At 68.1% G+C, this 21,319-nt stretch carries 23 protein-coding genes; 22 read left to right on the forward strand and 1 reads right to left on the reverse strand.

Features of this window, described 5'->3' with window-relative positions; all coding sequences use genetic code 11:
* Positions 1 to 6 precede the first annotated feature (6 nt).
* From ftsY to ACOGXD_RS10780, 8 genes are all read left to right on the forward strand, one after another.
* On the forward strand, positions 7 to 1,110 hold the full coding sequence (gene ftsY, locus ACOGXD_RS10745; RefSeq protein WP_419914974.1) for a signal recognition particle-docking protein FtsY: 1,104 nt from the start codon (positions 7 to 9) through the stop codon (positions 1,108 to 1,110).
* 12 nt (positions 1,111 to 1,122) lie between these two features.
* Entirely contained in the window at positions 1,123 to 2,628 is a 1,506-nt protein-coding gene (gene ffh / locus ACOGXD_RS10750) for a signal recognition particle protein (RefSeq protein ID WP_419914976.1), read from the forward strand.
* A 140-nt stretch (positions 2,629 to 2,768) separates the two neighbouring features.
* The gene (gene rpsP / locus ACOGXD_RS10755) at positions 2,769 to 3,239 is read left to right on the forward strand and encodes a 30S ribosomal protein S16 (protein WP_419914978.1); all 471 of its coding nucleotides are present in this window, start codon (positions 2,769 to 2,771) and stop codon (positions 3,237 to 3,239) included.
* Positions 3,236 to 3,508 (forward strand): KH domain-containing protein, encoded by a 273-nt coding sequence (locus ACOGXD_RS10760; protein ID WP_419914980.1) that lies wholly within the window; start codon positions 3,236 to 3,238, stop codon positions 3,506 to 3,508. The genes rpsP and ACOGXD_RS10760 overlap by 4 nt, the downstream gene beginning before the upstream one ends.
* Before the next feature lie 19 nt (positions 3,509 to 3,527).
* Positions 3,528 to 3,986: a ribosome maturation factor RimM gene (gene rimM / locus ACOGXD_RS10765; RefSeq protein WP_419914982.1), complete on the forward strand. Its 459-nt coding sequence runs from the start codon at positions 3,528 to 3,530 to the stop codon at positions 3,984 to 3,986.
* A complete protein-coding gene (gene trmD / locus ACOGXD_RS10770; RefSeq protein ID WP_419914984.1) occupies positions 3,964 to 4,767 on the forward strand; it encodes a tRNA (guanosine(37)-N1)-methyltransferase TrmD in 804 nt (267 codons plus the stop codon). The genes rimM and trmD overlap by 23 nt, the downstream gene beginning before the upstream one ends.
* A 51-nt stretch (positions 4,768 to 4,818) precedes the next feature.
* The gene (gene rplS / locus ACOGXD_RS10775; protein ID WP_419553838.1) at positions 4,819 to 5,163 is read left to right on the forward strand and encodes a 50S ribosomal protein L19; all 345 of its coding nucleotides are present in this window, start codon (positions 4,819 to 4,821) and stop codon (positions 5,161 to 5,163) included.
* A gap of 38 nt (positions 5,164 to 5,201) precedes the next feature.
* A complete protein-coding gene (locus ACOGXD_RS10780) occupies positions 5,202 to 5,546 on the forward strand; it encodes a YraN family protein (protein WP_419914987.1) in 345 nt (114 codons plus the stop codon).
* Between the two features lie 13 nt (positions 5,547 to 5,559).
* On the opposite strand, the gene ACOGXD_RS10785 is transcribed toward ACOGXD_RS10780, so the two are convergent.
* Positions 5,560 to 5,769, reverse strand: coding sequence for a hypothetical protein (locus tag ACOGXD_RS10785; RefSeq protein WP_419914989.1), 210 nt, complete (start codon positions 5,767 to 5,769; stop codon positions 5,560 to 5,562).
* Between the two features lie 363 nt (positions 5,770 to 6,132).
* On the opposite strand from ACOGXD_RS10785, the gene ACOGXD_RS10790 reads away from it, so the two are divergent.
* The 14 genes from ACOGXD_RS10790 to nusA all read left to right on the forward strand — a co-directional run bounded on the left by ACOGXD_RS10790 (position 6,133) and on the right by nusA (position 21,246).
* The gene (locus tag ACOGXD_RS10790; protein ID WP_419914991.1) at positions 6,133 to 7,650 is read left to right on the forward strand and encodes a YifB family Mg chelatase-like AAA ATPase; all 1,518 of its coding nucleotides are present in this window, start codon (positions 6,133 to 6,135) and stop codon (positions 7,648 to 7,650) included.
* 34 nt (positions 7,651 to 7,684) lie between these two features.
* Positions 7,685 to 8,857 (forward strand): DNA-processing protein DprA, encoded by a 1,173-nt coding sequence (gene dprA / locus ACOGXD_RS10795; RefSeq protein ID WP_419914993.1) that lies wholly within the window; start codon positions 7,685 to 7,687, stop codon positions 8,855 to 8,857.
* Positions 8,858 to 8,920: 63 nt separating this feature from the next.
* On the forward strand, positions 8,921 to 9,853 hold the full coding sequence (locus tag ACOGXD_RS10800) for a tyrosine recombinase XerC (protein WP_419914995.1): 933 nt from the start codon (positions 8,921 to 8,923) through the stop codon (positions 9,851 to 9,853).
* Positions 9,854 to 9,963: 110 nt separating this feature from the next.
* Positions 9,964 to 10,413: a murein hydrolase activator EnvC family protein gene (locus ACOGXD_RS10805; RefSeq protein WP_419914997.1), complete on the forward strand. Its 450-nt coding sequence runs from the start codon at positions 9,964 to 9,966 to the stop codon at positions 10,411 to 10,413.
* A gap of 190 nt (positions 10,414 to 10,603) precedes the next feature.
* A complete protein-coding gene (rpsB, locus tag ACOGXD_RS10810; protein ID WP_419915000.1) occupies positions 10,604 to 11,668 on the forward strand; it encodes a 30S ribosomal protein S2 in 1,065 nt (354 codons plus the stop codon).
* Position 11,669: 1 nt separating this feature from the next.
* Positions 11,670 to 12,476, forward strand: coding sequence for a translation elongation factor Ts (gene tsf / locus ACOGXD_RS10815; RefSeq protein ID WP_419915002.1), 807 nt, complete (start codon positions 11,670 to 11,672; stop codon positions 12,474 to 12,476).
* A gap of 80 nt (positions 12,477 to 12,556) precedes the next feature.
* On the forward strand, positions 12,557 to 13,255 hold the full coding sequence (gene pyrH / locus ACOGXD_RS10820; RefSeq protein ID WP_419917394.1) for a UMP kinase: 699 nt from the start codon (positions 12,557 to 12,559) through the stop codon (positions 13,253 to 13,255).
* Positions 13,256 to 13,298: 43 nt separating this feature from the next.
* Complete coding sequence (frr, locus tag ACOGXD_RS10825; RefSeq protein ID WP_419915004.1) at positions 13,299 to 13,865, forward strand: ribosome recycling factor; 567 nt, start codon at positions 13,299 to 13,301, stop codon at positions 13,863 to 13,865.
* A gap of 20 nt (positions 13,866 to 13,885) precedes the next feature.
* On the forward strand, positions 13,886 to 15,325 hold the full coding sequence (locus ACOGXD_RS10830; protein ID WP_419915006.1) for a phosphatidate cytidylyltransferase: 1,440 nt from the start codon (positions 13,886 to 13,888) through the stop codon (positions 15,323 to 15,325).
* A 4-nt stretch (positions 15,326 to 15,329) separates the two neighbouring features.
* Positions 15,330 to 16,484 (forward strand): 1-deoxy-D-xylulose-5-phosphate reductoisomerase, encoded by a 1,155-nt coding sequence (dxr, locus tag ACOGXD_RS10835; RefSeq protein ID WP_419915008.1) that lies wholly within the window; start codon positions 15,330 to 15,332, stop codon positions 16,482 to 16,484.
* A complete protein-coding gene (locus ACOGXD_RS10840; protein ID WP_419915010.1) occupies positions 16,481 to 17,722 on the forward strand; it encodes a M50 family metallopeptidase in 1,242 nt (413 codons plus the stop codon). Before dxr ends, ACOGXD_RS10840 begins: the two co-directional genes overlap by 4 nt.
* Before the next feature lie 127 nt (positions 17,723 to 17,849).
* Positions 17,850 to 19,061, forward strand: a complete 1,212-nt coding sequence (ispG, locus tag ACOGXD_RS10845) for a flavodoxin-dependent (E)-4-hydroxy-3-methylbut-2-enyl-diphosphate synthase (protein WP_419915012.1) — start codon at positions 17,850 to 17,852, stop codon at positions 19,059 to 19,061.
* 389 nt (positions 19,062 to 19,450) lie between these two features.
* Positions 19,451 to 19,972: a ribosome maturation factor RimP gene (gene rimP, locus ACOGXD_RS10850; protein WP_419915014.1), complete on the forward strand. Its 522-nt coding sequence runs from the start codon at positions 19,451 to 19,453 to the stop codon at positions 19,970 to 19,972.
* Complete coding sequence (gene nusA / locus ACOGXD_RS10855) at positions 19,969 to 21,246, forward strand: transcription termination factor NusA (protein ID WP_419915016.1); 1,278 nt, start codon at positions 19,969 to 19,971, stop codon at positions 21,244 to 21,246. Before rimP ends, nusA begins: the two co-directional genes overlap by 4 nt.
* Positions 21,247 to 21,319: the final 73 nt, after the last annotated feature.

Genomic DNA, 21,319 nt, shown 5'->3' on the forward strand with positions numbered 1-21,319 from the left:
CGACCAGTGAGCACCACGACAGTTCTCATCGTCATTGTCATCTTTGTCGTGGCAACTGTGCTCCTCGCCTCCCTTCCATTCGTTCATCGTGCACGGCAGCGGCGCTCGAGACCGGCGTCACCGCACACCCCCGTTGCCGTCTCGGCGCCTTCCGCACAGACGACCGATGAGCCGGTCCCGGTGCGGGCCCCGTCCCCAGCCACCTTCAGCTCGGGACTGGCCTCGTCGCGCCGCACCCTGCGAGACCGGCTGGCGTCGATCAACCGGCGGCGGCCAGACGAGACCACGTGGGAAAGCCTGGAGGAGGCGCTGCTCGGCGCCGATGTCGGCGTGACGACCACGATGGCCACTCTGGAGCGCCTGCGCAGCACCGCCGCCGACCAGGGCATCGTCGACGCGGACGAACTGATGAACGCACTGGCTGCGGGGATGCGCACATCGCTGGATGCCGATCGCACGCTGCACGCAACCGCGCCGGAGCGGGAGGGCACCACGCCCGTGTGGCTGTTCGTGGGCGTCAACGGTGTCGGCAAGACCACCACGATCGGCAAGGTGGGCGCCCGGCTCTCGGCGCAGGGCCAGTCTGTGGTGATGGCGGCCGGCGACACCTTCCGCGCGGCAGCGACCGACCAACTGCAGACCTGGGCTGATCGCTGCGGGGCGGAGCTGATCTCGGGCAGCTCCGGTGCAGATCCCAGCTCGGTTGTGCATGACGCGGTCAGTGCGGCCGCAGCCCGCGGTGCCGACGTGGTGCTCGCCGACACTGCCGGCAGGCTGCAGAACCGCAAGAATCTGATGGACGAGCTCGCCAAAGTCCGTCGCGTCGCCGACCGAGAACCCGGCGCCGTTGCCGAGACGCTGCTCGTCATCGACGCCACCACCGGCCAGAACGGCTTGAGCCAGGCGCGGGCTTTCGCCGAGGCCACTGATGTCACGGGCGTCGTGCTCACCAAACTGGACGGCTCGGCCAAGGGCGGCATTGTGTTCGCCATCGAGGCCGAGCTGGGCCTGCCGGTGAAGCTCGTGGGACTCGGCGAAGGCCCCGACGATCTCGTCGACTTCGACCCCGACAGCTACATCGACGCGCTGCTCGGCGTCGATGCCGACTAGCAGGGATCGGCGATGTTCGACACGCTGACTGACCGCCTGTCCGGAACCCTGCGGGGCTTGCGTGGCCGAGGACGCATGCGCCCGGCCGACGTCGACGAGGCATTGGCCGAGATCCGCTTGGCGCTGCTCGAAGCCGATGTCAACGTTGCGGTCGTGCGCCGCTTCGTGGAGCGGGTCCGCGAGCGCAGCGTCGGCGGCGAGGTCACCGCCAGCCTCACGCCCGGCCAGCAGGTCACCAAGATCGTCAACGACGAGCTCATCGACATCCTGGGCACCAGCCCGCTCGACGTCCAGTTCGCGTCAAAGCCGCCCACCGTGGTGCTGCTGGCCGGACTCCAGGGCTCGGGCAAGACGACCGCCGCGGCCAAGTTGGCCCAGTGGTGCAAGTCTCAGGGCCGCAACCCGCTGCTGGTCGGAGCCGACCTGCAGCGCCCCGCTGCCGTCGAGCAGCTGCGGACGCTCGCCCGCAGTATCGACGTGGAGGTATGGAGCCAAGCGGGCGAAACAGGCGACACGGGCCAAGCGGGCGACCCGGTGGACTGTGCAGCCGGCGGGCTCGCCCACGCCCAGCAAGCCGGCCGCGACGTGCTCATCGTGGACACGGCGGGCCGGCTGGCGGTCGATGCCGAGCTGATGACCGAGGTGGCCCGCATCTCGGACGCCGTCGCGCCCCACTACACCTTCCTCGTCGTCGACGCCATGGTGGGCCAGGACGCTGTTGCGACCGCTGAGACCTTCCACGCGACGCTCGAAGTGGACGGGATCATCCTGACCAAGCTCGACGGCGACGCCCGCGGCGGCGCAGCGTTGTCGGTCGCCGAGGTCGTCGGCCGCCCGGTGGCGTTCGCGTCAGTCGGCGAGAAGATCGACGACTTCGAGCAGTTCCATCCGGACCGCATGGCAAGCCGGATTCTCGGCATGGGCGACGTGATGACGCTCATCGAGAAGGCCGAGCGCGTCTACGAGCAGGAGGAGGCGGAAGCGGCGGCTCAGCGTCTCGTCGAGGGCACATTCACGCTCGACGATTTCGTGGATCAGCTTCGGCAGCTTCGCAAGATGGGCAACCTGCAGAGCATCGTCTCGATGATGCCGGGCGTATCCGATCAGGTTCGCAATGCGGAGATCGACGACGATCGCATCACCACCGCTGAGGCCATCGTGCTGTCGATGACGCCGGCGGAGCGTGTGTCGCCGGAGATCATCGACGCATCCCGCCGGGCCCGCATTGCCGCCGGCAGCGGCACGTCTTCAGCGCAGGTCAGCAACCTGCTCAAGCAGTTCACGCAGATGCGCAAGATGATGGGCGGAATGATGGGTCTGGGCTCGAATCGCCGGCCGGCCGGCCGGAAGGCTGCTCGTAAGCGTGGAAAGGGCACCGGCCGTGCCGGCGGCTCGCGCACTGGCGGCGGAGGCAGGGCCACACCCAAGGGAGCGTCTCGTACGGGCAAGCCGGGAGGCCAACCTTCGGTCGCCGACATCGACTGGGACGCGCTCGACCTGAAGCTGCCCGGCCGCTGAGCGCTGCCGGCACATGCAGCGGGTGCATCTCCAAGGGGTTAGCGAGCAGTGGCCCGTTAGGATCGTTCGTCGGCGCGGCGGCCTCCTTCGCTCGCCGATCTCAACGAGCCCCCATCCGAATTCACCTAACCGGGAGCAACATGGCCGTTCGTCTGCGCCTCAAGCGCACCGGCAAGAAGAAGCAGCCCAGCTATCGCGTCGTAGCAGTCGACAGTCGCAAGCCACGTGATGGCCGCGTGCTGGAGATCATCGGCACCTACGATCCTCGACAGGAGCCCTCTGCGATCTCGATCGTCAATGAGCGCGCTGTCCATTGGCTCAGCCACGGGGCTCAGCCCAGCGACACCGTCTCCAAGCTGCTGACAATTTCCGGCGCGTGGGACGAATTCCGCTCGCAGGGCTCCTCGGGGCCCGCAGACAGCAGTGCTGAGGCTGCACAAGCTGCACCTTCCGAGCCCGCACCCGCACCCACGCCTGATCTGGTGCTCGATACCCCCGAGCCAGGCGCAGACGACTCACCAGAGGCTTCCGCAGACGTGCCTGCCGATGAGCCAGCGCTCCAGGACGGAGAATCTGAGCAGAAGTCTCCTGAACTTGGGGAGGCCCAGTGACCGACGGTCACACCGGCGCAGACACCGAGACCACCACTGCCGAAGAGGTCTTGCTGTACCTGATCGCCCAGCTCGTCGAGCATCCGGACCAGGTGGAAGTGGAGATCGCCGAGTCAGGCTCGAAGCTGAGCCTGACGGCGACGGTGAGCTCGGACGACATCGGTCGGGTCATCGGCAAGCGAGGTCGCGTCGCGAACGCCATCCGAACGCTGGTACGCGCCGCAGCCCATCGCGATGGCGTCCAGGTCGAAGTCGACTTCCGGGACTGAATCCCGCCATCCAGCAGGCTTGCTGGAGATTGCGACTGTCGGGCGCGCCCACGGTGTGCGCGGCGACGTCGTGCTGCATCCGGTCACCAACCGGCTGGAGCGATTCGACATCGGCTCGAGACTCATCACGGCCGCCGGGGAGCGAGCGGTGTCACGTGCCCGCTTCGACGGCAATCGATGGCTGGTCAGCTTTGAGGGCATCGACGACCGTGATGCCGCAGCAGCGCTGACCGGAACGACGGTGTTTGCTGAGCCGTTGGATGATCCCGACGAGCTGTGGGTGCACGAGTTGTGCGGAAGCGCGGTCATCGATCAGCACGGCTGCCACGCGGGTGTGATCACGAATGTGGTGGCGAATCCGGCCGCGGACCTGCTCGAACTCGATACAGGGCACCTCGTGCCGCTGACCTTCGTGGTGCGCAGTGAACCCGACGCGGTCCACGTGGAGGTGCCCGATGGCCTCTTCGAGCTCGGGTAGCGCCCAGTCCACGCCGGCGCAAGCACCGGGTGCCGGGCTGCGCATCGACCTGTTCTCCATTTTCCCCACCGAGCTCGATGCCATGTGTGAGCTGAGCATTCTCGGGCGGGCCCGAGCTGGCGGCGTGCTCGACATCCGCTGCTGGGACCTGCGGCTGGCGACCACTGACGCCCACCGCACGGTTGACGATGCCCCCTTCGGAGGCGGTCCGGGCATGATCCTGATGCCTGAGCCAGTCTTCGCGGCCGTCGAGACGGTCGCGCCGCCACGGCCGCTGCTGCTGCTCGACGCCGGCGGCCGGAGATTCGATCAGGCGATGGCTGCCGAGATGGCAGCCTCAGGCGGCTTCAGCCTGCTGTGCGGCCGTTACGAAGGCGTAGACGAGCGCATTCGCACCGAGCTGGTCGACGGCTCGGTCTCGGTTGGCGATGTTGTGCTGGCGGGCGGCGAGTTCGCCGCCATGGTCGTCGTGGAGGCGGTCGGGAGGCTCGTGCCCGGCGTATTGGGCAACGAGGCTTCCAGCGCGGACGAGAGCTTCGCGACCGGGTTGCTGGAGCACCCGCAGTGGACGCGCCCCGCATCGTTTCGCGGACTCGACGCGCCCGACGTGCTGCGCAGCGGCGACCACGCCCGTGTCGGCCGCTGGCGTCAGGCAATGGCGCTCGTCCGCACTGCTGCAGAGCGACCCGATCTGCTGGCAGCACGAGGCCTGAGCGAGGCTGACCGGGGGCTCCTCGCAGAGTTCGGCCTCGAACTCCCGTTGCGGCAATCCGCAGACTGACCACTAGCCTGCGGTGTTCGTCGTCACGCCGATCACGGGAGTCGGATCGCCATGGGCAGCACCGATCTTGTCGACCAGGCTCGTCTTCGAGACGATCATCCCGACTTCGGCCCCGGTGACACCGTGCGCGTCCATGTGCGCGTCGTCGAGGGCAACCGTCAGCGCACCCAGGTGTTCGAGGGGTATGTGATCGCACGGCACTCGTCGGGCATCAGCGAGACCTTCACGGTTCGCAAGCTCAGCTTCGGCGTGGGGGTCGAGCGGACATTTCCGCTGCACGCTCCAACCATCGCGAAGATCGAGCGTGTGGCGGTCGGCGACGTACGCCGAGCGAAGCTGTATTACCTGCGCGACCGCGTCGGCAAGGCAGCGCGTATTCCTGAGAAGCGCTTCTAGCGGCACACCGTCAGTCGCGGGCCGGATGTGGGCTGCGCATGACCGCTCGGCGTCAAGCACTCGGCAGGTACGGGGAAGGTCTCGTCGAGCGCTGGTATGCCGAGCGTGGCTACCGCGTGCTGGATCGCAATTGGCGATGCCCGCTCGGGGAGCTGGACCTGGTGGTGACCGACGGAACCCATCTGGTGGTCTGCGAAGTGAAGACTCGCTCCAGTGATCGCTTCGGCACGGGCTTCGAGGCGATCACCGCTCGCAAGCAGCAGCAGGTTCGACGACTCGCAGCGCACTACGTGCGCCAGCGGGGCGGCTGGAGCGGTCCGATTCGCTGTGACGCCGCGTCCGTGATGGGCCGCAAGGTAGAGGTGCTCAGCGGCGCCTTCTAGCCAGCGGCGTCGTTCATCCCACCGGCCGGCGCCGATCGCGTGCCTGCCAACAGCTCCAGTGCCAGTGGCGCCGCAGATCGGGAGCATCGATCGGCACCGCCGCCACATGACCGGTACCGGCCTCGATGGCGTTGCCGCAGCCGCCGCAGATGTATCGCTTGACCGCTTCGAAGGGCTGGACCCGGCGCACTTCGAAACCGGGCACAGGCTCGAGCTGGCGCATCGGCGGCATCAGGCCAGCACTGCCCACAGCACCAGGCCGAGCGCGACCAGCGACGCGATGGCAACGAGCACGTAGTCGAGCCGGGTGGTGCTGTGCTTGCGATACGGGTCGTATCCCACGGATGCAGTATCGCCCGGTATGGCTCGGCCGCGTGGTGCCCGAAAATGCCGGCCTGCTGCGCAAAGCCCCGGTGTACGGTCCTGCCTCGAGGCTGCAGCGACGGCTCGAGTGCCGTGATTCAGGCTCTGCAGGTCAGTCGTCACCGACGCTGCTGTACCGATCGTTGCCCCCAGCGGGCTTCTTCGTCGAATCCGGACTGCGCCGCCTCGGTGCCGCGTCCGGTCCGAGCTCCGGAGGATGCCCATGCTGGCTACTGCAACTACGGCGACGCTGGTCGGCGTCGACGGTCATGTCGTCACTGTCGAGGTGCACACCTCGAACGGACTTCCGTCATTCACCATTGTCGGGCTGCCCGACGCCGCCTGTCGCGAGGCGCGCGACCGGGTTCGGGCCGCGGTGCTCTCGTCAGGACTCGACTGGCCCGACAGTCGCGTCACCGTCAACCTGGCACCGTCGGGCCTGCGCAAGGGCGGTGCGGTCCTTGACGTGGCCATGGCAGTGGCCGTGCTCGCCGTCACCGAACAGGTGCCAGCCGAGTCGCTGCGCGGGAAGGCGTTCCTGGGTGAGCTCGGACTCGATGGCGCCGTCAGGGGCGCGGCCGGAGTGCTGCCGCTCACCGACGCGCTCCGCGACCGTGCGGTCGTGGTTGCGTCCGAGGCCTATCACGTTGCGCTCGCAGCAAATCCGCGAGACGTTCACCCGGTTCGCACGCTGGGTCAGCTCGCGTCGGTGCTCGCAGGCCGCGCACCCTGGCCCGATCCGCCGCCCGTTCCGCCCCAGCCGCCCTCTGTCCCGGTGCCTGATCTGAGCGACGTCATCGGGCAGCCCTCCGCCCGACGAGCGGTCGAGGTTGCTGCTGCGGGCGGTCACCACTTGCTGATGCTGGGTCCGCCGGGCGCAGGCAAGACGATGCTGGCCCGTCGGCTGGTGGGCCTGCTGCCCGAGCTCAGCCGACAATGCGCGATGGAGGCCACGCGGGTCCAGTCGGCAGCGGGTTTGCCGCTGCCCACCGGCTTGGCCACTCGGCCGCTTCTCCGCAGCCCACATCACACCGCCACGGTCACAGCGTTGATCGGCGGAGGAACGAATGCGATTCGCCCTGGAGAGATCTCGCTTGCACACCGCGGCGTGCTGTTCCTCGACGAACTCGGCGAGTTCGCGCCCAGCGTGCTCGATGCCATGCGCCAGCCGCTCGAAGAAGGCGTCGTTCGAGTGAGCCGAGCGTTGGGAACGTGTTCGTTTCCGGCTCGCTTCTTGCTCGTGGCGGCCATGAATCCGTGCCCGTGCGGGCAGGCCGGTCGGCCGAACTCGTGCCGCTGTTCGGATCTCGTCCGCCAGCGCTACCTGCGGCGCCTCTCCGGCCCGCTGCTCGACCGCTTCGATCTCCGCATCCAAGTGCGGCCGCCCGATCCCGACCAATTGCTCGACGGCATCCGCGGCGAGCCGACTGCCGCAGTGGCCAGCCGGGTGGCGGCGGCGCGCGAGCGAGCCTTGTGCCGGGGTGTGGAGGCCAACGTCGAGCTGACCGGCGCGCAACTCGAGCAGTTCGCGCCGCTCACGCCCGCTGCCCACGCCGCGCTGCGGGAGCGCCTGCGCGGTGGCCTGCTCAGCGGCCGCGGATTGCACCGCGTGCGCTGCGTTGCACTCACTCTGTGTGATCTCGCCGGCGACGAACCGCCCATCGATTCTGGACGTCTCGCCGAAGCGCTCACGCTGCGTGCCAGCGTCGGCAGGCTGCATGCACCTGCCACGGCGGCGTGAGTTCGGGCGCAGACGCCCGCGAGAAGGTCACGCCATGAACACGGTCGGCCATTCCGATGCAGAGCGAGCAGAACTCGGTGCGCTGATCGAGCTGTGCTCGTTGCCGCACATGGGCCCGGCGCGATTGCGTGCCTTGCTGACCGGTCGTGACGCGCCCGAAGCCATCGATCAGCTACGTGCCGGTCGCGCTGCGGTACGGGCAGCGCTGCGGTCGTGCCGCGGCGTGGATGAACCGCTCATCGCCGACTGGCGGCGGCAGGTCGCATCGGCGTTCGAGCGTGCGGCGATCAGCGGGCATCCAATCGGCACCGACTTGCTCGCCGCGCATGCGCGTGAGGGCATCTGGCTGTCTGTGCCGGCTCGCAGCGATGCAACCGAGATCTGGGAGTCGGACCCCGAGCCGCCTGCGCTGCTGTTCGGCCAGGGCGCTGCCATCGATCCGGAGATCCGGCGCGTCGGTGTTGTGGGCACACGGAGATGCACTGCGTACGGGCGCACGGTGGCACGGCAGCTCGGATCGGGTCTCGCAGCGGCGGGAGTGGCAGTGGTGTCGGGCCTGGCGACCGGCATAGACGGCATCGCTCAGCGAACGGCGTTCGACGCGGGCGGGCCCGTCATCGGCATCGTCGGCAGCGGGCTCGACCAGGTGTACCCGGCCGCGAATCGGACGCTGTGGGCCGATGTGGCACGGCACGGGACGCTGCTCAGCGAGTACCCGCTCGGCCGGCGTGCAGCGCACTGGCAGTTCCCGGCGCGCAATCGAATCGTGGCGGCCCTGTGCGAAGTGCTGGTGGTGGTTGAGTCGGGTTCCGCAGGCGGCTCGATGTACACGGTGGATGCCGCAGCCGAGCGGAACCGGCCGGTCATGGCAGTACCGGGGCCGATTACCAGCGCTGCCTCGGCCGGCACCAACCGGCTCCTCGCCGAAGGCTGCGCGCCCGTCTGCGACGTGGCCGACGTATTGGCGGCGCTCGGCGAGCCGGGTCGCGCCCATGCGACACCCGGCAGTTTCGGGCAGCCTGGGCCAGCTATTGCGGAGCCGCTCGACCAACGGGTCTTGGACGAGCTCAGCGCCGGCCCGCGCACGCTCGATGAACTGACGCTGCAGACCGGCGCCGGTCTCGGCGAACTGGCGGCATCGCTCGACCGCCTGCAGCTGTCAGGGTGGGCCAGCGAGACCGGCGGATGGTGGGAGAAGGCGAGATGAGCGCCCGGTGTCGCTGTGGCAGGGCTTGCGAACCGGTGGGGACCCCTCGGTACTGTGGTTCTGGTGACTGTGGGTCTGGCGACGTCGCGTCCCGAGATGGGGACGCCGCCGGGGTGGCGAGTCCCCGAATTCGTTCTGTCGCTGACTGCGGCATCGGATTCCACCAAGCGCGCCTACCGTTCGGATCTGCGCCAGTTCGCCGAGTGGGCAGCCCGGGCCGGGCTCGACGAACCAGGCGACGTCGATCGGCGCTGGCTGCGCCGATACATCGCATTCCTGTCGGTGCGCGGGCTGTCGCGACGCTCGGTGGCTCGCAAAGCGTCCGCATTGAGGCGTTACTTCGCTTGGCTGGCGCGCCAAGGCACCATCGAGGCCGATCCAGCGCTCGGGCTCGCCGCGCCGACTGGCTCGGGACGCTTGCCGCGCGTGCTCGGTGCGGCCGAAGTGTCCGAGATGCTGGGAGACGGCACGGTGCCAAACGATCCGACCGAGCTGCGCGACCGGCTCGCGCTCGAGCTGCTCTACGGCAGCGGCCTGCGTGTCGCCGAACTCTGCCAGCTCGATCGCGGCGCTTTCCGGCCCGGCAGCGCTCACATCGAGGTGATCGGCAAGGGCGCCAAGCATCGCCGGGTGCCGCTCAGCGAGCCGGCTATGGCCTTGCTCGCCGCATGGCGCAATGGCGGCAGCGACGAGTTCGATGGGCAGCGGTTGAGCGAGCCGGCCGACCGCGACCCTGCGGCGCTGCTGGTGAACCTGCGCGGCAACCGGCTCGGCACCCGAGACGTGCAGCGGATTCTGGATCGCTACGCCGCCGCGCCGACCCATCCGCATGCCCTGCGCCACACCTACGCCACGCACTTGCTGGACGGCGGAGCCGACCTGCGCGTGGTGCAGGAACTGCTCGGTCACGCGCGACTCGCGACCACGCAGATCTACACGCGGGTCAGCAGGGAGCGCCTCAGAGAGGTGTACGAGTCGGCGCACCCGCGCGCCTGACGGCCGCGTTTGCTCTCGCGGGCGCGGCTGTTCTGGCTGCCGCGAGCGGTCCGGCGCTGGCACAAGCTGTGCCGGCGCAGACTGCGCCGGCGCTCGCTTACATCTGGCCTGTGCACGGCACCGTCGTGGATCCGTTCCGGCCGCCGGACAACCCGTACGGACCCGGCAATCGCGGCCTCGAGTTCGCGACGCAGCCCGGCTCGGCGTTCTGGGCTGCTGCCGACGGAGTCGTCAGCTTCGCCGGGCCGGTGGGAGGGCGACTGCATGTGACGGTAAGCCATCCCGATGGCCTGAGGGTGTCGTACTCCGGGGTCGCGACCATCGGCGTCCGCCGAGGCGAACGGGTCCAGCAGGGACAGCAGCTCGGCACGACGGGCGATCGGCTGCATGTCGGTGTGCGTCGGGGCGAGACCTACCTCGACCCGGCTCGGGCTTTTGACAGCAGTCGCGGCCAAGGCGGACCGTCGCTTGGCCGCCCGCATCTCGTCCCCTCATTGCCCTCCGTGTATCGCCTGCAACTGCGCTGGTTACACTCCGGCGTCGGCAATGCGGTGCTCTGAGGCTCACGCCGACGGAGACCTGGCATTCAGGAGGCCAAGTCTCCCGGAAGCCCGAGCCTGCGTCGGCGCGTCTCGCCGACATCGCAATGCCACCGACCATTCACTGACCAGCCGGGGCGACCCCACGGTCGCCGCTGCCCAAGCGGCGTCGTCCCCGGTGCAGAGATTCGAACCGTGGGGAGGAGCATCCATGTCCGCTGTTGTGACCATGTCCGACCTGCTCGCCGCCGGCGTGCATTTCGGCCACCAGACCCGTCGCTGGAATCCGAAGATGGAACGGTTCCTGTGGGGCGAACGCAATGGCATCTACATCATCGATCTCCGGCAGACGCTTCAGCTTGTTGAAGACGCCTACGCCTACGTGCGCGACACCGTGGCCCGTGGCGGCACGATCCTGTTCGTCGGCACCAAGCGACAAGCCCAGTATCCGATCCAGCGCCACGCCAATGCGTGCGGCATGCCGTACGTGAACCAGCGTTGGCTGGGCGGGATGCTGACCAACTTCCGCACGATCCGCGGCCGGGTCACCAAGATGCTCGAGTACGAGCGGATGCAGGCCGCCGGCGACTTCGACAACATGCCGAAGAAGGAAGCCCTGCTGCACACCCGCGAGCTCACCAAGCTTCAGCGCAACCTGAACGGCATCCGGAACATGGACAAGCTGCCGGACGCCGTTTTCGTGCTCGACACCCCGAAGGAACACATCGCGGTGGCGGAGGCTGTCCGGTTGAAGCTGCCGGTGGTCGCCGTCGCCGACTCGAACTCCGACCCCGATCCGATCACCTACGTCATCCCCGGCAACGACGACGCCATCCGCTCGACCGAACTGCTGTGCCGTGTCATCGCCGACGCCGTGTTGGAAGGCCGATACATGGCCGAGCGCAGCGGCGTGGCAGTGGCCCCGGCAGGCGAGCGCTCACCTGAGGAAGAGGCGCGCATCGCTGCGCAGCAGGCCGAGGCACAGCGGGCTGCCATGGCCGAGGCTGCGGCCCGGGAGGCCCGCATTGCCGCCGATCAGGCCAAGAAGGCCGCCGCGGCGGCCGCCGTTCCCGACATGCGGTCGGCCGATGCCCCTGCCGCGCCCGCTGATGTCGGCGGCGACGCAGACCCCGCTGCCGAGGCATCTGCGTCGGCTGAGGCCACCAGCGACACCTCCGCGTCCGCCGAGCCTGCCGCCGAGACCGCCGATGCTGCGGGCAATGCCACCGACGCTGAAACCCTGGCCCCGTCATCTGCATCACAAGGAGCCGCCTGACATGGCAGCCTTCACTGCGAAGGACGTTCAGGCCCTGCGCCAGGCCACCGGCGCCGGGATGATGGATGCGAAGAATGCGCTGACCCGATGCGATGGGGATGCCGACGCGGCTGCGCAGTGGCTGCGCGAGAACGGCATCGCCAAGTCCGCGGCCCGAGCAGATCGTGACAACAGCGACGGCGTCGTTGTGGCTCGCGTGGTTGACAGTGGCGACGGCTCCGTCGGCGCCATCGTCGAATTGCGCTGCGAGACAGACTTCGTCGCCAAGTCTGACGGGTTTCTGTCAATGGCAGACAAGATGCTGACCGATGTGATCGCAAGCGGTGCGTCTGCCGTCGCCGACGCGGCAGCCGTCATCGACGATCTGAAGATCACGCTCAAAGAGAACATCGCAGTCGGCACGGTGGAGCGCTTCGAGGCCCCCGCTGGCTCCTGCATCGACGCCTACGTCCACCAGCAGAATGGCCGCGGCGTCAATGCTGTACTCGTGGAGATCGAAGGGGCGACGCCGGAGCTTGCTCACGATGTGGCGTTGCATATCGCGAGCAACCGCCCGACCTACATCCGGCGCTCGGACGTGCCAACGGAGGTCCTCGACCGGGAGCGAGCCACCTTCGAGGCAATCAGCCGGAATGAGGGCAAGCCCGAGGCTGCGCTGCCGAAGATCGTCGAGGGCCGCCTGACGGGTTACCTGCGTGAGCACACGCTCATGGAGCAGAAGTTCGTGAAGGACGAGAAGCGAACGATCGCCGATCTCGTCGGATCGGCGAACGTGACACGTTTCGCCCAAGTCGAGATCGGCCGCTGAGCATCGCTGTGGCTGCGGCGGAGACCCCGGAGCCGCAGAAGGAAGATCCGCGCCAACACGCAGCCCGTGAGTGGAAGCGGGTGGTGCTCAAGCTGTCGGGCGAGGCGTTGGCCGACGCCGGAGGGAACAACGTCAGCGCCGCTGTGGTGGATTCGCTGGCGTCGGAGATTGCCGACGTCTGGACCTCGTTGAAGGTTGATATCGCTGTCGTCGTCGGGGGCGGCAACATCTGGCGCGGCATGGCGGGCTCGATCGGCGGCATGGACCGCGCCCAGTCCGACCACATGGGCATGCTCGCCACTGTCATCAATGCGCTTGCGTTGCAAGATGCACTCGAACGCAGAGAAGTGCCCACCCGTGTGATGACCGCCATCGGCATGGCACAGATCGCAGAGCCCTATATCCGGCGCCGGGCTGTGCGCCACCTGGAGAAAGGCCGGGTAGTGATCTTTGCGGCGGGTACCGGCAACCCGTTCTTCACGACCGACACGGCGGCAGCGTTGCGCGCCGCGGAAGTCGACGCTGACGTCGTGCTGAAGGGCACTCATTCCGGTGTCGACGGTGTCTATACGGCAGATCCGCAGACCGATCCGGATGCTCAGCTCCTCAGCGAAGTCACGTTTCTTGAAGTGCTCTCCCGGGAACTGGCGGTGATGGACTCCGCGGCAATTGCCGTGTGCAAGGACAATGCCACTCCCATCGTGGTCTTCGACCTCATGACGCAGGGCAATTTCCGCCGCGTCGTCGAAGGCGAAGCGCTCGGCACGCTGGTGCGCTGAGAGGTGACGGTCACTCCCGACAGGTCATCGCTACGCTGGTCGGGTGAGCGAATTCGCCGCTGAGATCTGTGCGGACGCTCGCGAACGGATGCGCGGCGCTGTCGAACATGCCCGCGGCAACTTCGCCACCGTCCGGACGGGCCGCGCAACACCAGCGCTGGTCGAGAAGCTGCAAGTCGACTACTACGGCGCAGCCGTTCCGTTGCAGCAGCTCGCGGGGTTCTCGGTGCCCGAGGCACGCATGCTGGTCATCCAGCCGTTCGACCGGGGCGCGCTCGACGCAATCTCCAAGGCGGTGATGGAGTCTGACCTTGGCATCAATCCATCGAGCGATGGCCATGTCCTGCGATTGCTCTTCCCCCCCTTGACCGAGGATCGGCGCAAGGATCTGGTACGCGTGGTGAAGCAGATGGCCGAGGACGGGCGCGTTGCGGTGCGCAATCTGCGTCGCAGCGCTCGTCACGATCTCGATACCCTCGAAAAGGAGAAGGAGATCTCCGCCGACCAGAAGCGCAGCTTCGAACAGGAGCTCGACGCCGACACCGCCAAATTCGTCGGAGACATTGACCGGGCGTTGGATGCCAAGGAGCAAGAACTCCTCGAGGTTTGACCGAGCAGGTGTGAAGGTAGATGTCCGAAAGCAGCGCGCATCCGCCGGCCCACTCCGGTTCCGATCCCAGCGATCCGGCGGATGCTGGCGATCCGCTGGGCGCGACCCGGCCGCTGGTGAACTTCGATTCCGACGACGCTCCTGCGTCGGACGAGACGGCTGTGCCGCCCGCGGAACCCGAAGTGACGGCCACGGAGCCAGAGCGCCGCGGGGGCTCGCGCCTGTTCCCCCAACTTCCCGACGACCCGCGTCTGGCCGGTGAGACTCCAGCCGCCCCCGAACCCGAGGCACCTGCTGCAGAGAACCTTGAACCGCTGTTCGATTCGCCCGATGAGACAACCCCGCCGCCGATCCCGCCTGCTGATGCTCCTCCGACGCCAGCCGACATGCCGGTGGCGCCCGCCGCTGAGACTGCCGCGCCGTCCGCAGACGATCCAGCGCCTGTCGCCGCGGCCCCGACCGCTGCCGAAGTACCGTCGGAGGCTGGTGCCGCACCATCCGAAACTGACCGCTTCGCTCAATGGGCTCAGCTCGATGCGTCTGCATCGCACTGGCGCGAGGGGAACCAGGACTATGAGGAGCGTGGTGTCGTGAGCGACGAAGCCCGGACCGTCTTGCACAATGCCCCTGCAGACTCCGGCGGCACCGGTCGCAACCTGCCGGCTGCCATTGCGGTGGGCGCCGTGCTGGCAGCGCTGTTCTTCGGCGCGCTGCGGCTGGGCGAAGCAGCCACCGTGGCGCTCGTTGCGATCGTGCTGGTGCTGGCCGCAGCAGAGTTCTACCGGGCCGCCCGGCCGCTGGGCTACCGTCCGGCAACGCTGGCAGGTCTTGCGGGCGTCGCAGGCTTGACCGTCGCTGTGCACCTGCGTGGTGTCGAGGCGTATCCGATCGTGCTGGCCGTTGCAGCGGTGACCATCCTCTGCTGGTTCCTGTTCGGCGTCGAGCGAGACCATCCCACCGCGAATATGGCCATTACGGCACTCGGTCTGCTGTGGATTGGCGGCTTGGGATCATTCGCTGCGCTGATCCTGCGCGAGCCGAACGGCGACTCGATGCTGATCGCCGCCGTGATCGGGACGGTGGTGTACGACGTCGGTGGCTATGTCGTCGGTCGAACGACCGGCCAGAGCCGACTCGCGGCGCGGATCAGTCCGAGCAAGACGCACGAGGGTCTCATCGGGGGCATCGTGCTTTCGGTGGTGATCACCACGCTCGTGCTGAATCGCTTCCCTGGCGTGTTCCCGTGGACCGGCGGCTTGCTGGACGCCCTGTGGCTGAGCCTCGCCGTCGCACTTGCAGCACCATTGGGCGACCTGACGCAGTCGATGGTCAAGCGCGATGTGGCGATCAAGGACATGGGCAGCCTGCTGCCCGGTCACGGCGGTGTCTTCGATCGCTTCGACGCGCTGCTCTTTTCCTTGCCGGCGGCGTACTTCGTCGGCACATTCGTCGTCGGCTAGGCCCATGGGCGCGACGACCGTCGCGGTGCTCGGCTCGACGGGTTCGATCGGCACCCAGACGCTGGAGGTCATGCGCGCCGAGCCGGACCGGTTCCGGGCAGTCGCTCTTGCGGCGAACAGCTCCGTGAGCGAACTTGCGGCCCAAGCCACCGAGTTCGCGCCCGCAGCAGTCGCCATCGGCGATGCTGGGCTGGAGCCGGAGCTGCGTGCCGTGCTGCCCGCCGGCGTCGAGGTTCTGGCCGGTGCCGACGCGTTCGCTGATCTCGCGGGTACGGCCGATGTCGTGGTGAATGGCGTGGTGGGCTTCGCGGGCCTGGGTGTCACTCTGGCCGCGCTTCGGGCCGGGCGGCGCCTCGCGCTGGCGAACAAGGAAAGCCTGATCGCCGCGGGACCGCTGGTGCAGCCCTTGCGCGCAGTGCCCGGCGCCGAGCTCATCCCGGTCGACAGCGAGCACAGTGCCCTGCATCAGTGCCTCGCCGGCCAGTCGGCACCGCCGGAGCGGCTGATTCTCACCGGCAGCGGCGGACCGTTCCGCGGGCGCACCGCCGCCGAACTGCGCGAGGTGACCACCGCGGACGCCTTGGCGCACCCCACGTGGTCAATGGGACCGAAGATCACCGTCGACTCCTCGACCCTCATGAACAAGGGCCTCGAGGTCATCGAGGCACACGAGCTGTTCGGGATCGATTACGACCGGATCGAGGTGGTCATCCAGCCGCAGTCGGTGGTTCACTCGATGGTGACGTTCGCCGACGGCAGCACCGTCGCGCAGCTCTCCCTGCCGGACATGCGCCTGCCGATCGGCTATGCCCTGGCCTATCCCGAACGCATCGGGACGCCGTTCGGCGCTGTCGACTGGTCGACGGTCGGTCGCCTCGACTTCGAACTGCCCGACACCGAGACCTTCGGCTGCCTGCGCCTGGCGTACGACGCAGGCCGAGCAGGCGGCACCGCACCCGCGTGGCTGAACGGCGCCAACGAGCATGCCGTCAGTGCATTCCTGGCCGGGCAGCTGCGCTGGCACGAAATCGAGCGTGTGATCTCGAATGCGATGCAGGATCACGATGGCGCCGCTGCGGACAGCGTCGACGCGGTCATCGCTGCGGATCGCGGGGGCCGCCGCTCTGCGGCTGCTGCGGTGATGGGCATCCGCGCATGAGGGGTCACACCGACGAACCGCAGGCGCCGACGCCCAGCTCCGTCGCCCGCACCGTCGGCGGCATCGCAGCGCTTGTGGTGTTGGCGCTGCTGGCATGGGGCTACCCGTTCGCCGTCGGCGCTGCGACGGTGCTCGCAGGCGTGTTGTTCATGCACGAGTTCGGCCACTACGCGGCCGCACGTGCAGTGGGCATGAAGGTCACCGACTTCTTCTTGGGCTCCGGTCCGCGGCTGTGGAGCTTCCGCCGCGGCGAAACCACCTACGGTCTGCGCGCCCTGCCGCTCGGGGCCTATGTACGCGTGATCGGCATGTCGAGCAGCGATGTGGTGGAGCCCGGTGACGAGCACCGGGCCTACCGCGTCAAGAGCTATCCCCGCCGGCTGCTTGTCGTGTGTGCCGGTTCACTGATGCACTTGGTGATGGCGCTGGTCGCCTACGTGGTGTTGCATGCAGCGCTCGGCGCACCCGCTCTCGAGGAGAACCGCTGGCAGGTTGCCGAGGTGATGAGCCAGCGGGACGGCGTGACGCTTCCGGCCGGCACGGCTGGCATCGAGGTGGGCGACCGCATTGTGGGTGTGAACGGTGTCGTCACTGAGGATTGGAACGCCTTCGTATCGCAGGTGCAGGCGCGGCCAGGCGAATCCGTGCTGCTGGAGATCGAGCGGGACGGCACGCTCCTTGCCACCGAGGCGACGCTGGCGGCAGACCCGGAGACGGGACGGGGCCTGCTGGGCGTTCGTGCCAGCCAGGCGGTCACCTACGAGACGGCCGGACTGCCCACAGCGACGGCCCGCGCGTTCGCCGACGTCGGGCGGGCGATGGTCGATTCAGTGCGTGGAATCTGGTCGCTGTTTGTGAACTTCGGCGTCGTGATCGACCGGATTGTGTCGCCGCCTGGTGATCCCTCGGCGAACGACGACCTGGGCACGCGGCCGTTAGGGGTCATCGGCATCGTGGACCTGGCTTCGGACACCTCCTGGGGGTGGTCCGAGCGAGCGCTGATGTTCGCCATGGTCAACGTGTTCCTCGGCGTGTTCAACATGGTGCCGGTGCCGCCGTTCGACGGCGGCCATGTGGCGATAGCTACCTATGAGCGCTGGCGGGAGCGCGGTGGGCGCGACCGGTACTTCAGCGATCCACGGGCGTTGGCTCCCGTTGTCGCCGTGGTGGTGACTGCGCTCGCGCTGCTGGCCATCGGCTTGCTCTACCTCGACATCGCCAACCCGATCGATCTGTAGGAGGCTGAGCCGCATGGCGAAGCCGTGGCCCGAGCGGCCCGTGAGCGGAGCGAACAAGAGCGGGAAACATGAGGCATCACCACGGGAGAGTTGACCAAGCCGCGCGCACGCTAGGACTTGCAGCGCCATGAGTACGTCTGCCAGTTACGCCCGACGGCACACCCGCCAAGTGCATGTCGGCTCGGTCGCGGTCGGGGGCGGGGCACCCATTTCGGTGCAGTCGATGACCACCACCAAGACGTCCGATGTCGACGGCACGCTGGCGCAGGTCTACGCGCTGGCCGGTGCGGGCGCCGACATCGTGCGCTGCACAGCCAACGACATAGCGGCCGTTGAGGCGCTCGCGCAGATCGTTCCGCGTTCGCCCGTGCCCCTTGTGGCCGACGTTCACTTCCAGTACCGGCTCGCGCTCGCCGCGCTCGACGCCGGAGTGGCGTGCTTGCGGCTGAATCCGGGCAATATCCGCAAGCCCGACCAGATCCGCGCTGTGGCGACGGAGGCCCGCGATCGCGGCGTGCCGATCCGCATCGGCGTCAATGGCGGCTCCCTCGATCCCGATATCGAATCGCGCTTCGGCATGACACCTGCCGCGCTGGTCGAGTCGGCCAAGCGGGAGCTCGGCTACTTCGAGGAGGTGGGGTTCGACGACGTCAAGATCTCGGTCAAGGCCAGCGATGTGACCCTGATGGTGGAGTCGTACCGGATGCTCGCCGACGAGGTCGATTTCCCCCTGCATCTCGGCGTCACCGAAGCCGGCCCACCGCCTGCCGGCTTGGTGAAGGCGACTGCGGGCATCGCGACGTTGCTCAACGAGGGCATCGGCGACACCATCCGCTACAGCCTCACCGCCGACCCCGTCCAGGAGGCCACCGCTGGCCAGCAGTTGCTCCAGGCGCTGGGACTGCGGGAACGTTCGGGCACCGATCTCATTGCCTGCCCGTCGTGCGGCCGCGCCGAAGTCGACGTGATCTCGGTAGCCCAGGAGGCGCAAGAAGCGTTCCGTGACCTTGACCTGCCCGTGCAAGTTGCCGTGATGGGCTGCGTGGTGAATGGACCGGGTGAGGCACGCAGTGCCGACCTGGGGATTGCCGCGGGCCGATCCCGCGGTCACTTGTTTGTGAAGGGCCAGGTTGTGTCTGTGGTGCCTGAGGACGAGATGGTCGCGGCGCTGGTGAGTTGGGCTGAGATCGTCGCTGCCGACGGCGTCGAGGCGGCGCTGTCGCGGGCGGAGGCCGGCGCAGCGGCAGCCGCCGAAGCCGACCGCGCCGCGCTCGTCAGCGAGCAGGGCGACGACGTCAATCAAGCCGCCCAGCGCGTCGCCCTCATACGGCGCCGCTAGGCCTCCCAACCAGTAGATCGAGCCGCCGCTGCCGGTGAGTCGTGGGTGACGATCGGCATGATCGGGCCACATCGCGGTCGGGAACCTTCTGAACGCCTTGGTAGCGTCGTACTTTCAGGACAGTTTCGGTCGGACCAGGGCTCTGCGCCATGTTCTTGTGGGTCGGGTCCTTGCGGCTCGGCCGCAAGGGCTGGTACCGCAGGCACAGCCCCGAGGTCGGCTGGGGCGACGCGGACAGGGAGGTTGCGATGACTGACACCGCTGCGGCCTCGCGCGCCCCCAAGAGCACGGGGTCCCGTGCCGGTCGCGACTGTGGCACCGCGCGCGAGGCCGAATGTGCCAGCTCGCGCGCCCCGGTACGCGCCCAGTCTGCCGTTGCCCCTTCGCAGGTGACCGCACTCGCCGAGCCGATCGCCGCCGAGACCGGCTGTGGCCTCTATGACGTGCAGTGGCGAGGCGGCACGCTCGTGGTGCTGGCCACGGCATCGGAGGGCGGCGCCATCGGCGTTGAGGCGCTGAGCAAGCTGAGCCGCAGGCTGTCCGCCGCTCTCGATGCTGCCGACTTGATCAACGGCCGCTACGTGCTCGAGGTGTCCAGCCCTGGACTCGAACGCAGCCTGCGCCGTCCAGAGCACTTTGCAGGTGCGGTCGGCGAGCGAGCAGTCATCCGCACGAGCGGACCGCTGCGCCAGCGCATCGTCGGCGAGGTCCTGGAAGCCGACGGATCCGCGGTGTCGATTCGCATCGAGGAGATTTCCGGGAGTGCCGGTGCGGGGCAGGGGATCCAGCCGGGACCTGGTCAGACGCTGTCGGTGCCGTTCGGCGACATCGCCAAGGCCCGCACGACATTCGAATGGGGCTCACCGCCGCGACGCACACCGCGCAGCTCCCCGGGAAGGCAGGGGCGATGAACAGCCCGGAGATCATGGAAGCGCTCCAAGCACTCGCTGCCGAGAAGGGCATGACCACCGAGGTCTTGCTCGAGGCGGTCGCGAACGGCCTCGAATCGGCCTACAAGCGCCGCGAAGGTGCCGCCGAGCAGGCTTACGTCATCATCGACGAGTCGTTCAACATCACGGTGTACGCCCAAGAAGTCGATGAGCTGGGCAACGTCGTGCGCGAATGGGACGACACGCCTCACGACTTGGGCAGGATCGTGGCCCAGACCGTTCGGCAGGTCCTGAACCAGCGCATCCGTGAAGTCGAGCGCGACATGAAGTACGACGAATACGCCGGGCGCGAGGGCGACATCGTCACCGGCATCATCCAGCAGAACGACGCCCGCTACACGTTGCTCGACTTGGGCCGTGTGGAGGCACTGCTGCCCCAGTCCGAGCAGGTTCCCTACGAGCGGCCCGAGCCCAACAGCCGCCTCAAGGCGTACATCGTGGAGGTGCGCAAGACCGCCAAGGGTCCGCAGATCGTCGTGTCGCGCACGCATCCGGGACTGATCCGCGAGCTGTTCAAGCTGGAAGTCCCCGAGATCTCCGATGGCGTCGTCGAATTGAAGGCCTGTGCGCGCGAACCCGGCCACCGCACCAAGATCGCCGTCTGGTCGAATGACCCCAATATCGATCCGGTGGGTGCGTGCGTGGGTGCGCGGGGCAGCCGGGTGCGCCAAGTGGTGAACGAGCTGCGAGGCGAGAAGATCGACATCGTCCCGTTCTCCGACGACCTCCATGACTTCGTAGCGAAGGCGCTGTCCCCGGCTCGGGTCCGTGAGGTTCGCTTCCATTCCGAAGAGGGTGTTGCCGAGGTGGTCGTGCCCGACCACCAGCTGTCGCTGGCGATCGGCCGCGAGGGCCAGAACGCGCGCTTGGCGGCCCGGCTGACCGGCTGGCGCATTGACATCAAGAGCGAAACCCAGATCGCAGAGGAAGAAGCCGGCTACTCAGGGGAAGAGTGGGCCGAGGGGGAGTGGGTCACGAACCCCGACACCGGCGAGCAGACCTGGGTTCCTGCCGACGGCAGCGAGGCCATCACGGCGGGCCAGTGGTCCGAAGCCGTCACCGAGCAGCAGGACGGCGACGAAGCCGGCGACGCTGTGCCGGCCGGCGAGACTGTGCAGACCAGCGAGGCTGTGCAAGCCGACAATGCCGCGCCGGCCGACGATGCGGTGGCCGAGACCCCCGCAGAGGCCAACACCGACCCCAGTACGCTTCCATCGGATTCGACGGCGCCTTGAGGCCGATGGCCCGGTTCGTCGCGTCCCCGTTTCGTTCCCTGAGCCCCGCCGGGCGCCCCGTCAACTCTCGACA

It is taken from the genome of Candidatus Poriferisodalis sp., from assembly GCF_965204125.1.
In the GTDB taxonomy this organism is placed as follows: Bacteria; Actinomycetota; Acidimicrobiia; order Acidimicrobiales; family Poriferisodalaceae; genus Poriferisodalis.